The sequence below is a fragment of the Janthinobacterium sp. UMAB-60 genome, from assembly GCF_900095235.1.
GTDB lineage: Bacteria > Pseudomonadota > Gammaproteobacteria > Burkholderiales > Burkholderiaceae_D > Janthinobacterium.
In genome coordinates, this window is sequence record NZ_LT607482.1 from 163,355 (window position 1) to 179,025 (window position 15,671).

The window sequence follows — 15,671 nt, forward strand, 5'->3', positions numbered from 1 at the left end:
GAATGGGTTCCGCCGTTGCACAAGACCTTGGGGCGAGTGACATTCCCAAAATGCAATCGATGGAGACGGGCAGCGGCCTGCCGGCCATTCGCAGCCGCGGCGAACAGCGCCAGGCGCAGAACCCGCCCGCCAGCCGTCCGGCCAAGCGTGCCGCCGCCGAAGTAGGGCCGTTTCAAGCCTATGCGGCAGGCGTCACAGGACAAAACCTGGCCATTTTTGGCAAGGACCTGTTCAGCGACGTGCCGTCCACCTTCGCGCCGTTTGATGCGGCCCAGGTCAATCAAGACTATGTCATCGGCACGGGCGACGAGCTGCAGGTGCGCGGCTGGGGCATGGTCGATATCGACGTCAGCGCCACGGTCGACCGCAGCGGCGCGATCTTCATTCCCCGCGTCGGCTCCGTCAAGGTCAGCGGCGTGCAGTACAAGGATTTGCAGGGTTACCTGAAGAAAGCCGTCGGCAAGATTTACAACAACTTTGAATTGACGGCCAGCATCGCCCAGACACGCGCCGTGCAAGTGTATGTGGTCGGCCACGCCGTGCGTCCCGGCACCTATACCCTGAGCGCCATGAGCACGCTGTTGAACGCCTTGTTCACCTCGGGCGGCCCGGACGCCACGGGTAGCATGCGCAACATCCAATTGAAGCGTGGCGCACAAACCGTCAGCACCTTCGACTTGTACGACATGCTGGCCAAAGGCGACAAGAGCAGCGACATGACCCTGCGCGACGGCGACGTGATTTACATTCCGGAAGTCGGTCCCCTGGTGGCCTTGACGGGCAATGTGAAGCAGCCCGCCATTTTCGAATTGAAAGGCAATGCCAGCCTGGCCGATGTGTTGAGCTGGGCCGGCGGCTTCGATTCCGCAGCGGAAACGAAGCAAGTGATCGTTGAAAAGAACGTCGACAATCAATACAAGACGGTGGTGGAACTGATCGCCGATAAAACCGTCACCAGCACCCAGCTGGCGAGTATCCCCGTAAAACCGACCGATGTGCTGCGCGTATTTGCGCCGGGTGCCGTGCCGGTGCAGGCACAAATCCAGAATGAATACGTGCGCGTGGCCGGTGAAGCCAAACAAAGCGGCATCTTTCTGCTGAAGAAAGGCGAGACCCTGCGCGAGTTGATCGCCCGCGTGGGAGGTGCGAATGAAAACGGCTATCTGTACGCCACCCAGTTGAACCGCGATTCGGTACGGCGTGCCCAGCAAGCCAAGTTGAATGAAGTGGCGGACCGTTTTGAACGCGATCTGGAGTCGAATGCCACCCAGCGCATGGGCGCCTCAGCCGATCAGGCTAACGCGGCTAAACTGACGGCGGAAATTGAGCAACAGCGTCGCATCGTGCAAAAACTGCGCGGCATCAAGGCGGAAGGCCGCATCGTGCTCGATTTGCCAGGAGTTGAGACGCAAATCAAGAATTTACCCGACTTGCCCTTGCAGGATGGCGATACGATCATGATCCCGCGCCGCCCGGGCACGGTGGATGTGCTTGGCTCGGTATTCCAGCAAAACGCCTTTGTCTACCGCCCACAGCGCACGGTGAACGATTATGTCCAGCAAGCCGGTGGTCTGACCATCACTGCGGATAAATCCGAGATGTACGTGATACGCGCAGACGGCACGGCGCAGAGCGGACAAAGTACAGGCTGGTTCAGCGGTATTGGCGGCACAGCTTTGAATCCTGGTGATACCGTGGTGGTGCCGGAAAAAATCGATCGCAGCACGTTTATGCAGAGCTTGAAGGAATGGACGTCGATCTTTTACCAGTTTGGTTTGGGTGCGGCTGGTTTGAAAGTGTTGAAGAATTAATTTCCTGAATATATGAAAAACATAGGATAAAACCTGCCGCGCGTCGGTACAGGTGCCTGCGATGCTTGCTGTCCATCTGGTACAGCTGCGCTTCGCGGCCACTTCACCGCTTTGCTTGCCAGGTGTTTGTCAGGTGTTGTGAATCGTAAAGTTATAGTTTCAATTACAGGCATGGATAAAACAATGGAAGATAAGGCGGTACGCCCCGGTGTTCTGGCAGACGGTAACACGACACTCAAGCATGACGATGAGGAAGTGAATTCATTGGACTTGTTGACGATTATTGTACGAAAAAAATTCTATATCGTCGGCATACCACTATTGGCCGGTATCATCGCTGGCGGACTGTCTTTGCTGATGCCGAACATTTATACAGGTACGGCATCCGTATTGCCGCCGCAGCAATCGCAATCGGGCTCCTCCGCAATTCTGGGGCAGTTGGGTGCGCTAGGCGGGATGTCGGGTAGTGCGTTAGGGCTGAAAAATCCAAGTGACTTGTATATTGGCATGCTCAATAGTCGGACTGTCGCTGATCGCATCATTGAACGCTTCAAGTTGCAGTCAGTGTATGGCACCAAAACGCTGACCGATACCCGTCTGACACTGTCCAGTTCCAGCACCATCGGTTCGGGCAAAGAAGGCATCATTGCCATTGATGTCAAGGACAAGGACCCGAAGCGCGCCGCGGCGCTGGCCAACGGCTACGTGGAAGAGCTACAAAGATTGACGCAGACACTGGCGATTACCGAAGCTTCGCGGCGACGCCTTTTTTTTGAAAAACAATTGATGCAGTCCAAGCAGTTATTGGCTGATGCCGAGGTGAGTCTGAAGGTCATGCAAGAGAAGTCGGGCCTGATTCAACTGAATGGTCAGGCTGAAGCGTTGATCAAATCGTCTGCCGACTTGCGTGCGCAAATTGCATCCAAGGAAGTCGCTTTGAGCGCCATGCAGACATTTGCGACGGGTTCAAATCCGGAATACATGCGAGCGCGGCAAGAACTGGTGGGCTTGCGCGAGCAGTTGAAGAAGATGGAGTCCGGCTTGAATCAGGGCAGCGGCGATCTGTTGGTTGGTTCGGGACGCATACCTGAAGCTGGACTGGAATATGTGCGTCGCGTTCGCGATGTGAAATATGCGGAAACGATATTTGAATTGATGTCAAAACAGTTCGAGATTGCAAAACTTGATGAAGCCAAGGATAGCTCGATTATCCAGGCGCTCGATGTTGCGATCGTACCGGACAAGAAATCCAAACCTAATCGCGGCGTGATCGTCGTCAGTACTATCCTGTTTGTTGGTATTTTGACGATGTTCTGGATACTTGCCAGCGAGTTTTTACGAAAAATGAAACAAAATCCGGCCCAGTTAAGGCGTTTGAGAAAGCTGTCTGACAGTCTGAAATCGTCGTAAGACTATCTGCCAACGATTCGTTAATAAAACTTACCGCAGGAAATCTGCGGTAAGTTTTTTATATTGCCGTCAATCAATATGCAACTCTATTTGACAGAGCATGCCTGAATGAGACTTCCAACTCAGCGATTGACTGAATGCTTTTTCCAGATTCGTTCCATCTTTTCAAGGAAATTTAATTGAGTATCCCCAGCTGCACGGTAGTAATCGCCACCTACAATAGCGCCAAGACATTACAAAAATGTCTGGCCAGTATATTCGAACAGACCAATCGGCCAGAAGTTATTGTCATTGACGGCGGTTCGACCGATGGCACGCAACTTATTGTTAATAATTTTATCGACAAGATTGCCTATTTTATCTCCGAGCCGGATCGCGGCGTTTATGACGCCTGGAATAAGGGCCTTGAGCGAGTAACCGGGGAATGGGTGACGTTCATTGGCTCCGATGATTATTTTTCTGACCCAGGCAGCCTGTCGCGCGGCCTCACGTTTGCAGGAAAAGATGCGAGTCTGGGATTGGTCTATCCACGCATCAATTTGGTCGATGGTGCCGGCAATTTTGTCGAGCTGGAAAACTATCCGATCAGCGATGTCATCGGAAGATTGCGCAAGAAGATGCCGTTCACGCATTGCGGTTCGTTGCACAGGATGTCGACCTTCAAGGAACTGGGGAAATTCAGCCCGAATTTCCGTATCGCCGGCGATTATGAATTCGTGCTCAGGCTGAGCAAGTTGTCCGCTATCGGATTCTGTGAGCAATACCATGTTTCGATGGGAAATGAAGGCTTGTCCAGAACGCCGAAAACAAAAATTGTCCTGCTCAACGAAATGCTGGCGGCTAGAAGAAAAAACAAGATAAAAGGCGATATTTTTTATGACACCTATGTGCATATGAAAATAGTTATTTTCAAGTTGAGTGCGTTTCTTGCAAAATTCAAGTAGTCGTGAAACTCGTGTATTGAAGATGAAGAAAATTTAAGAGAATTATGAATTTTAAAGACAAATACTTTCTCTGGCTAAGAGCATCTTCGCCGTGGTTTGCTTATATAGCATTTACCTCGTTTTTTATATATGGGAAATTTTATTATCGATATGTCACCAACCAGATGCCACCGCATTGGGAACTCTGGTTTGGCGACTCGATGGTTGCCCTATTTTTCGCATTATCTACCTATTTTTTCCATCGGATGTGGGTTGCGAATAAAAAGAACAAGAATGGTGAACCTGAAAAAAATGCACACAAAAATAGAATTTTTGTCTTTGATGCGCATCTGGAAAAGAAGCTAAATTATATTCTTTTTTCTCTAATTGGAATTTTGATATTGATCGGGTTTTTATCGGTCGGCAATCCATTTTCCAATCCGCTGGGTTTTCGTCAGTCGATTCAGGGCGGTGGCGCGGCTTATTTTTTTCTGACTTTCTTATTCTTTTTCAAGTTCAAGGGTATAGCTTATTTCAACAAGGTTTATCTTAAAAAAACCCGTTTCTTCGATCACGCTGTGATGTTTATGGTTATCGCTTTTTGTTTCACGACAGGATTCGCCTCACTGTTTGTCTTTTTCTTCGTCGCCGGCCTGTCCTTCCTGAACATCCGCTATTCGGTCAGGATCATGCGCTTTTCGACCGTTTTTGTCTTTTTTGCGTTACTGATATTTACGCCGTTATACACGATCATCCGTGAACAGTTGATGTTCGGTACCGCAGACATTTCGCTGATCTACAATTTGTTTGTTGAAAGATTCCTAGAAGATCCGTTGAAGATTGTTTATAACCGATTTGATTATTTTGATAATCAGGTACTGGGATCTTATTTCTCAAGAATTTACATGGATCCATGGAAAATATTTGATGCTCTTCTGCAACCTGTGCCACGATTGTTTTATGCGGAAAAGCCGCCGAATTTTTCCACCTTCCTGACCAATCTGACCTATCCGGAATTGAAGCTCATCGGCGTCAGTATCAATTTCGGCTATCTGAGCGAATTCGTGTTGTACCTCGGCGATTTCGGTCCTGTCATTGGAGGCATTTTTTTCGGCTGGATACTCAGCGTCACTTATGGTTATTTCATCAAGGCTACGAGGGATGGCAATGCGGCCATTATCTATGTTCTTGCAGTTTCAACATATTTTTACGGATTCATTGTCGGCTATATGAATGAAGCTCCGATTCAAATGTTTATCATTGCATTGATACTTTTGCGTATGTTGGGTTGGAAAACCTGGGGCCGTGAAGTCGCCAATACAGAGGTTAAATTTGGCTGAACTGGCGACCCACGCCACCTTCAGATTTCATGGTACATATTTCAATAGTCATGCTCAAGCAAAAATTTAATTCAATCCAATATCTCAGAGCACTGGCATCATTGATGGTGGTGCACTGCCATTTCTACGAAATAGTGCTGAATGACTTTCACTCTTGGTGGGGGGGGATGGGTGTTGATTTGTTTTTTGTTATCAGTGGTTTTGTACTATATCTGTCGACTCGTCACAGTCCGTCACCGAAGCAGTATCTGATCAATCGCGTGTCGCGTGTTGTTCCTACTTACTGGATAATGACGTTTTTTTTGGCTTTTATCCTTGTACTTTCCCCCGGGGTGTTTAAAAGTGCCCAGTTTACGATTCCGCATTTCCTGTTGAGTCTGGCATTTTTCCCACATTGGGCGCCCAATTCAACGACCAGCATTTTTCCGATTTATGCGATCGGCTGGACATTGATGTATGAATGGTTTTTTTATCTTTCCTTCATGTTATTCCTAGCTGTAAAAAAGAATCTGCTACTCAAGCTATTTTTGTTCCTTGCATCCTTCGTTGTCGGCGCCAACCTGATCCTGCGGTTCAACCATGATTTTGCTCTGATTACGTTCTTTTCCAGTCCGATTATCTTGGAGTTTTTCATGGGTGTGGTAATCGCGCATTTGTATATTGAAAAAAAAATCGATATCGGCTTGCCGGCGCAACTGCTTCTGGTCTTGAGCGCTGTACTGATGTTCGTCTTCATGCTGGACTATTACGAGCAGTTTGGCCGCGTTGTCTGTGCCGGTATTCCTGCGGCGATGCTGGTGTTTGCCCTCGCGGGCATGGATATGATGGGACAGATCCGGGAAATCAAGCTGTTTTCGCTGCTGGGGGACTCTTCTTACTCGTTGTACCTGATTCACCCCTTTGTATATGGCGCATTCCGCCTTGCTTATAATTGGCATTATTTCGAGCATGTTCCGTTATTTTTCTTGTATTTTTCTTCCCTGCTTGTGGTGATATCGATCGCGATTATTTTTTACAAGCTGGTGGAAATCCCGCTATGCGCCGCTGTAAAAAGATCGCTGAAAAGAAATTTCGAAGCACAGCCCGCTCATTAATCTGGTCAAGTTTTTTTTAATTTATGGAATCTTGTTGTGTCTATCTTATTTGTTACCTCAAAAAGCCTGGGTGGCTCCGGTAAATATATTTCCGCGCTGTCCAATGGCATCAAATCCGTTCCGCGCGAGATTGTGTTTTATCCGTCGGGTGTGTCGCAGGACAAGGAAGTGGAAAGTGGTTTTGACGACGTGCATCACTTTTCGAAGCGGCCGTCCTTCAATCCGCTGAGCTTGATTAAAAATGTTCTCCAGGTCAGAAAATTATTGCTTACGGGAAAGTACAAGATCGTACACACTCATACCAGCCTTGGCGGTTTCATGGGCAGGTTGGGAGCTTTTTTGTCGGGAACTGATGTCAAGGTCATTCATACCATCCATGCTTATGGCGCCGATGAATTCACGCCCAGTCCGCAGAAATGGGTATATTGGCTGATCGAGAAGTTTCTCGACCTGGTCACCGATACTTATATCTCGCCGTCTGGATACATGGTCGAGTATGGCAAGCGGATTCATCTCATTAATGCGAAAAAAGCCGTGGTCATTTATAACTCGCTGCCGTTGCGTACGCCTGGAAGCGAAAAAGCGACGCAACGGGAAAATGTACGCAGCCGCTTGGGATTGACGCAGGCAGAAACCGTCTTTTTGTTTTGCGGCCGCCTTGAGCGTCAAAAGGGCGTCGACGTCATGCTCGATGCCGTGGCGGCGGTCAAGTCCGGCAAGCCATTCAAGGTGCTGGTCTGCGGCGATGGTGAATTGCGTGATGAACTGCACCGTCAAGCGGCAACGCTGGGGATCGAGCAGCATATCGTCTGGCTTGGATGGCAGTCCGAGATCGCCGAATTTTATGCCGCAGCCGATGTTTACCTGATGCCTAGCCGCTGGGAATCGTTCGGCCTGGTCTTCCTGGAAGCGATGAATTATCACTTGCCTATCTTGTCGACCAAGACCCAAGCCATTCCGGAGGTGGTTGAGGATGGCGTGTGCGGCCTGTTATCCGATAATGAAAATGCCGGTCAGCTGGCAAAAAATATCGACAGACTACTGGAGGATGTCGCTCTGTGCAAGCAAATGGGGGAGCGTGGAAATGAGCGACTGAACAAATTATTTTCGTTCGAGATTTTTATTCGGTCGCACCTTGACGTATATCGAAAAAATGGCGTGCAGCCGGTGAAAGCGCTACAGTTCGAGTCTGGCGCACGCTCGGCGCTGCGTTGAGCTTCGATGCAGCGACTGGCCCATGCCATGTAGTGCAACCGGTGCTGCTGGCGGTGCCGGCCTGCTCATCATGACAACGCCGATGATGTCGATCCCGGCATGCATTTGCATGAATACAACAACAATTGCGGTATAGTGCGCGCCCGCCGCTGTTGCACCGGACTTCTGGCTAGCTGACGTGGAAAGATTGTCTTGCGAGTACTTTCGCCGTGCAACGTTTGGCACAGCAGGGGCTTTGCCGGACGGTAGTGCAAGCTATTCTTGAAGCGCCGGACGTGAGGGTACTTGAAATCAACGATATTGAATTGACGAGCATGTAATTATTTTTCTTGCGACGATATTTGTGAACGAAAATTTCGGATAAAATTATATGCTCTGTTAAAAAAATACAGCGTAAAGAGAATTCGAAGAAAAGAAAAATTGCAATATTATAATTTTATTTCGCCAAAATTTGAAAAGTTTAGAAATTTAAAATGTTTTGCACATGGAGAATAAACTTCAAAATTATTTCAATTTATTAATTTCGCCATTTTTTTGGGCATACATTAAATTTTAAGGTTGTGTGAAATGAAGGCAGTTATTTTAGCTGGTGGTCTGGGTACGAGAATTAGTGAAGAAACTTCCACCAAACCAAAGCCGATGGTTGAAATCGGTGGCAAGCCGATTCTATGGCATATTATGAAATCTTACTCCGCTCATGGCGTGAATGATTTCATCATCTGCTGCGGTTATAAAGGTTATGTCATCAAGGAATACTTTGCCAACTATTTTCTGCACACCTCGGACGTGACGTTCGACATGCAGAATAATCAGATGGAAGTTCATGCGCGCAATGCGGAACCTTGGAAAGTCACGCTGGTCGATACCGGTGACGAAACCATGACCGGCGGCCGCTTGAAGCGCGTCAAGCAATACCTGGAAGGCGAAGAAGCGTTCTGTTTCACCTATGGCGACGGTGTCAGTGATGTCAATATCACCGAATCGATCGCGTTCCACAAGGCGCACGGCAAAATGGCAACGCTGACCGCCACCCAGCCTCCGGGCCGTTTCGGCGCATTGATTTTGGATGGCCAGAAAATCAATAGCTTCCAGGAAAAGCCGCAAGGCGATGGCGCGTGGATCAACGGCGGCTATTTCGTGCTGTCGCCGAAAGTCATCGATTACATCGCGGACGACAGCACCACCTGGGAAAAGCAGCCGCTCGAACGCCTGGCCGCCGAAGGTCAGCTGGACGCCTTTTTTCACCGCGGTTTCTGGCAGCCGATGGATACCCTGCGCGACAAGGTGCAGCTGGAAGAGCTGTGGCAATCGGGTAAAGCTCCCTGGAAGGCTTGCTGATGAACGCAGCATTCTGGCAAGGCAAGCGGGTTTTCCTGACCGGCCATACGGGCTTCAAGGGCGGCTGGCTGAGTCTTTGGCTGCAGCAACTGGGTGCCGACGTGACCGGCTATGCGCTGGAAGCACCCACCACCCCCAGCCTGTTTGAAGTGGCGGGCGTGGCGCGCGGCATGGTGTCGATTATCGGCGACGTGCGCGATGGTGAAGCGCTCAAGCGCGCCATGGCACAAGCGCGGCCGGAAATCGTGATCCATATGGCGGCCCAGCCGCTGGTGCGTTATTCGTACGTGAATCCGGTGGAAACCTACGCGACCAATGTGATGGGCGTGGTCAATCTGCTCGAAGCCGTGCGCGCCACGCCCGGCGTGCGTTCGGTGGTCAATGTGACCAGTGACAAATGCTATGAAAACCGCGAGTGGCCTTGGGGCTACCGCGAAAACGAAGCGATGGGTGGCTACGACCCCTATAGCAACAGCAAGGGTTGTGCCGAACTGGTGACGGCAGGCTACCGCAGTTCCTTCTTCAATGCCGAAAAGTATGCGGAACATGGCATTGCATTAGGCAGTGGCCGCGCCGGCAATGTGATCGGCGGCGGTGACTGGGCCATGGATAGACTGATTCCCGACATGCTGCGCGCCATTGGCGCCGGCCAGCCGGTGATGATACGCAATCCGCACTCGATCCGGCCGTGGCAGCATGTGCTCGAACCGCTGAGCGGCTATCTGACACTGGCAGAAAAGCTGTACACCGAAGGTCCTGTGCATGCCGAAGGCTGGAATTTTGGTCCGCATGACACCGATGCCAAGCCGGTCGAGTGGATTATCGAACGCATGACGCAAGAGTGGGGCGCCGGCGCGTCCTGGTCGCTCGACGGACAGAACCATCCGCATGAGGCGACTTATTTGAAGCTTGATTGCTCCAAGGCGCGTGGCCAGCTGGGCTGGCATCCGCGCTGGGACATCGGGCAGACGATCGCCAAAATCGTTGAATGGCACAAGGCCTTCGACGAGGGCCTGGACATGCGCGAGCTGAGCCTGGCACAAATCACGACTTATCAAAATACCTAACAAATTGAAGGCTGTATCATGAGCGAACAACTGACCCAACAACAAATCCGCGACCAGATCGCCGCCCTGGTGGTGCAATACGGTGCGCTGGCCAGCGTGCCGAAACCTTTCGAACCTGGCGTGACCGTGATTCCTCCGGCTGGCAAAGTCGTCGGCGCTCCTGAAATGGGCCTGATGGTCGAAGCGTCGCTGGACGCCTGGCTGACGACGGGGCGTTTTAATGACGAATTTGAAAAACGCCTGGCCAAGTTCATCGGCGTCGAATTTCTGATCACGGTGAACTCCGGTTCATCCGCCAACCTGGTCGCTTTTTCCGCCCTGACGTCGCCGAAACTGGGTGCGCGCGCGATTCAGCCCGGTGACGAAGTCATCGGTGTGGCGGCCGGCTTCCCGACCACCGTCAATCCGATTTTGCAATATGGTGCCGTGCCCGTCTTCGTCGACGTCGAACTGGGAACGTACAATATTGACGCCAGCAAAATCGAAGCGGCCATTACCGACAAGACCAAGGCCATCATGCTGGCCCACACCTTGGGCAATCCGTTCAATCTGGAAGTCATCGTCGCACTGTGCAAAAAGTACAATCTGTGGCTGGTGGAGGATTGCTGTGACGCCCTGGGCGCCACGTATAACGGTCAGATGTGCGGTACCTTCGGCGATATCGGCACCATGAGTTTCTACCCTGCGCACCACATCACCATGGGTGAGGGCGGCGCTGTATTTACCAATAATCCGGAACTGAAAGCGATTGCCGAATCGTTCCGCGACTGGGGCCGCGACTGCTACTGCGCACCGGGTAAGGACAATACTTGCGGTCAGCGTTTCTGCTGCAAGCTGGGCACGCTGCCGGAAGGCTACGATCACAAGTACACTTACAGCCACCTTGGCTACAACCTGAAGATCACCGACATGCAAGCGGCATGCGGTTTGGCGCAGATGGACCGCGCGGCCGGTTTTGTACAGGCGCGCAAGGACAACTTCGCGTACATGAAAGACGGGCTGAAAAGCTGCGAGGAATTCCTGATTCTGCCAGAAGCGACACCAAACTCGGATCCATCCTGGTTCGGCTTCCCGATCACCTTGCGTCCAGAGGCCAATGTGGACCGGGTCAACCTGTTGACCTTCCTCGATCAACACAAGATCGGTACGCGTTTGCTGTTTGCCGGCAATTTGACGCGCCAGCCGTACATGATCGGCCGCAACTATCGCGTATCGGGCGAACTGACCAACACCGACCGCATCATGCACGATACCCTGTGGATTGGCGTGTTCCCTGGCTTGACCAAGGAAATGATGGACTTCTCGATCAGCAAGATCGAAGAGTTTTTTGGCGTCAACTTCTAAAAAACGGTCCATGTTTCAAGAACCGACGTCAATGAGTCCGTACTCGCCTGGCATCGCGCCAGACGATTTGCGCCTGATCATTGAAAAAACCGCACCGGTGGTGTGGCATGCCTTGCGTGGCAAGCGTATCTTTATCACCGGTGGAACCGGCTTTATCGGTTGCTGGTTGCTGGAGGCGCTGCTTTGGGCCGACCAGCATTTTCAGCTGGAGTTGCAGCTGATGGTACTGACGCGCCGCCCTGCGGCGTTCGTTGCCAAGGCGCCGCACCTGGCGCAACATCCAGCGGTGCGCCTGATCATGGGCAATGTCAATGCCTTGGGCGGCTTCAACGAGCCGGTCGATATCGTGCTGCATGCTGCAACCGATGTCGCCAATGCCGGCAGTGATCCGTGTCAGGTCTTCGACGATATCGTCGATGGCACCAAGGAAACGCTGGCCCTGGCCATCAGGTGCAAGGCACAGCGTTACTTGCTGACTAGTTCGGGGGCCGTGTATGGTCGCCAACCGGGCAAAATGACACATATTCTCGAGGATTATGCCGGCGCGCCGGACACGCTGCAGCCAAACACCGCATATGGCCAGGCCAAGCGCGTTTCCGAATGGCTGGTGCAATGCGCCGCGTCCCGGCATGGGATCGATACCCGTATCGCCAGGGTGTTCGCGCTGCTTGGACCTTATTTGCCGCTCGACGCCCACTTTGCAGCGGGAAACTTTATCCGCGATGCCATGGCGGGCCAGGAAATCAAAGTTAGTGGCGACGGAACGGCTTTCCGTTCTTATCTATATGCCGCCGATATGGTGGTCTGGCTGCTGACCATCCTCGTCGTGGGTGAGCCTGGCCAAGCATACAACCTGGGTTCGGACCAGGCGTTGACGATACGCCAGCTTGCCGCCACCGTTTCACGCGTGGTGCTCGGCGAAGAACGTTTCAGCGTCGCCGCCGAGTCCGTTGAAAACGCGCCGGCGCAGCGCTATATTCCGAATATCGACAAGGCCTGCAAGGACTTGAACCTGTTTGTTCATACCGATTTACCGTCGGCCATACGTAAAACCGTTGACTGGACGATCATGCAATCGACCGCCAGTCGTACTTAATCCGGAAATTCATGATGTCTGAATTTAACGCTTCTACACTCCGAGCAACCGTGCTCAAGATGGCATATGCGGGGTCAACTGTGCACATCGGCTGCGCTTTCTCGATCATCGAGATTTTGGCCGTTCTTTATCGTAATCATTTGCGCTATCCGGATAACGATCCGGAGTCGGCGCAACGCGACTATATGGTGCTGAGCAAAGGGCACGGCGTGATGGCGCAATATGCGTGCCTGTATGAAAAAGGCTGGTTGCCGAAAAGTGATCTTGAGAACTATTTCAGCGATGGTTCACGCTTGAAGGGCTTGTCGGATGCGCACATCACCGGTTGCGAAGTCACTTCGGGTTCACTGGGACACGGCTTGTCGGTCGGCACGGGCATGGCGCTGGCGGCAAAACTGGCCAACACGGACCAGTATTGCTACGCAGTGGTTGGCGACGGCGAAATGAATGAAGGCCCGATATGGGAAGCGATGCTCTTTGCTAAACATTGGAAGCTCGATAACCTGGTCGTGATCGTCGACGAAAACGGCTTCCAGGCAATGGGCGCCACTGCGGACGTCATGCAATTGGGTAGCCTGCAAGCCAAATTCGAAGCGTTTGGCTTCGACGCCGTCACGGTGGATGGCCATGACGAAGCGGCGCTGGATCAGGCTTTGATACAGTTGAAGGCCAATAAAAATGGCGCACCGAAGGCCATCGTGGCGAAGACCGTTAAAGGCAAGGGCGTTTCTTTCATGGAGCATCAAAACATCTGGCATTACACGCGTCTGAACGAAGACACATTTGGCGCATCGATGGCCGAGTTGGAGCAAGCACAATGAGATCCGCATTCTCGAAAGCAATTGTCGATGCCGCCAAGGTCGACCCAAAAGTATTGTTATTGACTGGCGACCATGGCTACGCCTTGTTCGACGAGTTTCGCAAGCTTTTCCCGGCGCAGTTCATCAATGCCGGCATTGCCGAGCAAAATATGGTGGGCGTGGCTGCCGGCTTGGCCAAGGCCGGCTTCAAGCCTATCGTCTATGGCCTGAGCGCCTTCGTGCCAGTGCGGGTGCTGGAACAGATCAAAATGGATGTTTGTTACGAAAACCTGCCGGTGGTTTTCATCGGCGATGGCGCAGGCGTCGTCTACAGCAGCCTGGGGAGTAGCCACCAGTCGACCGAAGACATCGCCATGCTGCGCCCGCTGCCCAACATCACCATTCTGTCGCCTTCGGATGCCCACGAAATGGAATATGCGCTCAAGCATGCGCTGCAGTTCAAGGAGCCGGTATATGTTCGCATCGGCAAGTCGGATGTCGGCGGCGTGCACCAGGCCGTACCGACTGCGCCGATCGGCGATCTGTTATCGGTCGTTGCCGGCAGCAACAAAACCACGGCCTTCATTGCCACCGGCTCGATGGTCAATACCGCCGTGAAGCTGGCCCGGCAACTTGGTGATTGCACAGTGTGGAGCATGCCGACTATCAAACCTTTCAATGGCGCACAATTGCTGGAGCTTGCTGCAGAAATGGATAATCTGGTGGTATTGGAAGAACACAGCATTTACGGCGGGATTGGCGGCCTGGTTTCCGAACTGATCGCCTCCAAATCGGGTGTCAGGGCCAGGGTCATCCGCCACGGCATGCAAGATCGGTTTTCGGAAAAATGTGGCAGCTATCCCTACCTGATACGCGAACACCAGCTCGACGATGTGGCCTTACTGTCGCAATTGAAAGAAGTATTACAAACTGAAAAAAAATAGAAACCATGAAAGTGCCATCGGCACCTTCATGGTTTTGATATGTGTACCGTATTGCACGCTCCTGACATGTCCAAATAACTTTTGGACGTTCAGTTATTTTTCTCGAAAAGAATTGAATATTTTTCGATTTTTGAATATTTTTTAATTTCCTTATTGAATTCTGCATAAAATGAAAAAAGCCTTAATTACCGGTGTCACCGGCCAAGATGGATCGTATTTGGCAGAATTCCTGCTTGAAAAAGGCTATGAAGTACATGGCATCAAGCGGCGTGCATCGCAATTCAATACCCAGCGGATTGATCATATTTACCAGGATCCGCATGTGGAAAATTCACGCTTCAAGCTGCATTATGGCGATCTGTCGGACTCGTCAAACCTGACGCGCATCCTGCAGGAAGTTCAGCCCGATGAAGTCTACAACCTTGGTGCGCAAAGCCATGTAGCGGTCAGCTTCGAGTCGCCTGAATATACGGCCGATGTCGACGGTATGGGAACCTTGCGTCTGCTGGAAGCCATCCGTCTGCTGGGCCTGGAAAAGAAAACCCGTTTCTACCAGGCTTCGACGTCGGAATTGTATGGTCTGGTACAGGAAACACCGCAGCGCGAAACCACACCTTTTTATCCACGCAGTCCGTATGCCGTAGCAAAGATGTATGCTTATTGGATCACCGTGAACTACCGTGAAGCGTATGGCATGTATGCTTGCAACGGCATCTTGTTCAATCACGAGTCGCCGCGTCGTGGCGAAACCTTCGTGACGCGCAAGATCACCCGCGGCATGAGCAATATCGCGCAAGGGTTGGAAAAGGTGTTGTTCATGGGAAATATGGACGCGCTGCGTGACTGGGGCCATGCCAAGGATTATGTCCGCATGCAATGGATGATGTTGCAACAAGACAAAGCGGAAGACTTCGTTATTGCCACCGGCGTTCAGTACAGCGTGCGTGAATTTATTCAATGGTCCGCCGCGGAGCTAGGTATTACCATTGAATTCAAGGGGCAGGGCGTTGACGAAATAGGGTTCGTCGCAAAAATTGAAGGAGGCAACGCCCCTGCTGTCAAAGTGGGCGATGTGATCGTCAAAATTGATCCGCGTTATTTCCGTCCTACTGAAGTCGAAACCTTGTTGGGTGATCCGACCAAGGCGAAGGAAACACTGGGTTGGGTGCCGGAAATCACCGCGCAAGAAATGTGTGCCGAAATGGTCCAGCACGATCTGGTCGCGGCCAAGCGCCATGCATTGCTGAAGACGCACGGCCATGACGTCTCGATCTCGGTGGAGCGTTAAT

General features: G+C 51.7%; 13 protein-coding genes. All 13 read left to right on the plus strand.

The annotated features are described in order from the left end of the window. The first annotated feature begins 50 nt into the window (after nt 1-50). Entirely contained in the window at nt 51-1,811 is a 1,761-nt protein-coding gene (locus tag K0F86_RS00715) for an SLBB domain-containing protein (protein WP_219132497.1), read from the plus strand. 171 nt (nt 1,812-1,982) lie between these two features. Beyond that, complete coding sequence (locus K0F86_RS00720; protein ID WP_219132498.1) at nt 1,983-3,221, plus strand: Wzz/FepE/Etk N-terminal domain-containing protein; 1,239 nt, start codon at nt 1,983-1,985, stop codon at nt 3,219-3,221. A gap of 179 nt (nt 3,222-3,400) precedes the next feature. Further along, nucleotides 3,401-4,165, plus strand: a complete 765-nt coding sequence (locus K0F86_RS00725) for a glycosyltransferase family 2 protein (RefSeq protein ID WP_219132499.1) — start codon at nt 3,401-3,403, stop codon at nt 4,163-4,165. Between the two features lie 44 nt (nt 4,166-4,209). Next, nucleotides 4,210-5,484 carry an oligosaccharide repeat unit polymerase gene (locus tag K0F86_RS00730; protein WP_219132500.1) on the plus strand — a complete coding sequence of 425 codons (1,275 nt, stop codon included), beginning with the start codon at nt 4,210-4,212 and terminating at the stop codon, nt 5,482-5,484. A gap of 50 nt (nt 5,485-5,534) precedes the next feature. Beyond that, the gene (locus tag K0F86_RS00735) at nt 5,535-6,578 is read left to right on the plus strand and encodes an acyltransferase (RefSeq protein WP_219132501.1); all 1,044 of its coding nucleotides are present in this window, start codon (nt 5,535-5,537) and stop codon (nt 6,576-6,578) included. 36 nt (nt 6,579-6,614) lie between these two features. After that, entirely contained in the window at nt 6,615-7,793 is a 1,179-nt protein-coding gene (locus K0F86_RS00740) for a glycosyltransferase family 4 protein (protein ID WP_219132502.1), read from the plus strand. Between the two features lie 567 nt (nt 7,794-8,360). Further along, complete coding sequence (gene rfbF / locus K0F86_RS00745) at nt 8,361-9,131, plus strand: glucose-1-phosphate cytidylyltransferase (protein WP_219132503.1); 771 nt, start codon at nt 8,361-8,363, stop codon at nt 9,129-9,131. Next, nucleotides 9,131-10,198: a CDP-glucose 4,6-dehydratase gene (gene rfbG, locus K0F86_RS00750; protein WP_219132504.1), complete on the plus strand. Its 1,068-nt coding sequence runs from the start codon at nt 9,131-9,133 to the stop codon at nt 10,196-10,198. The genes rfbF and rfbG overlap by 1 nt, the downstream gene beginning before the upstream one ends. Before the next feature lie 18 nt (nt 10,199-10,216). Continuing rightward, a complete protein-coding gene (gene rfbH, locus K0F86_RS00755; RefSeq protein WP_219132505.1) occupies nt 10,217-11,542 on the plus strand; it encodes a lipopolysaccharide biosynthesis protein RfbH in 1,326 nt (441 codons plus the stop codon). 10 nt (nt 11,543-11,552) lie between these two features. Next, on the plus strand, nt 11,553-12,638 hold the full coding sequence (locus tag K0F86_RS00760) for an NAD(P)-dependent oxidoreductase (protein WP_219132506.1): 1,086 nt from the start codon (nt 11,553-11,555) through the stop codon (nt 12,636-12,638). Nucleotides 12,639-12,649: 11 nt separating this feature from the next. After that, nucleotides 12,650-13,459 (plus strand): transketolase, encoded by an 810-nt coding sequence (locus tag K0F86_RS00765; RefSeq protein WP_257571926.1) that lies wholly within the window; start codon nt 12,650-12,652, stop codon nt 13,457-13,459. After that, the gene (locus K0F86_RS00770) at nt 13,456-14,382 is read left to right on the plus strand and encodes a transketolase family protein (protein WP_219132507.1); all 927 of its coding nucleotides are present in this window, start codon (nt 13,456-13,458) and stop codon (nt 14,380-14,382) included. The genes K0F86_RS00765 and K0F86_RS00770 overlap by 4 nt, the downstream gene beginning before the upstream one ends. Nucleotides 14,383-14,551: 169 nt before the next feature. Continuing rightward, nucleotides 14,552-15,670, plus strand: coding sequence for a GDP-mannose 4,6-dehydratase (gene gmd, locus K0F86_RS00775; RefSeq protein ID WP_219132508.1), 1,119 nt, complete (start codon nt 14,552-14,554; stop codon nt 15,668-15,670). The last annotated feature ends 1 nt before the right edge of the window (nt 15,671 follow it).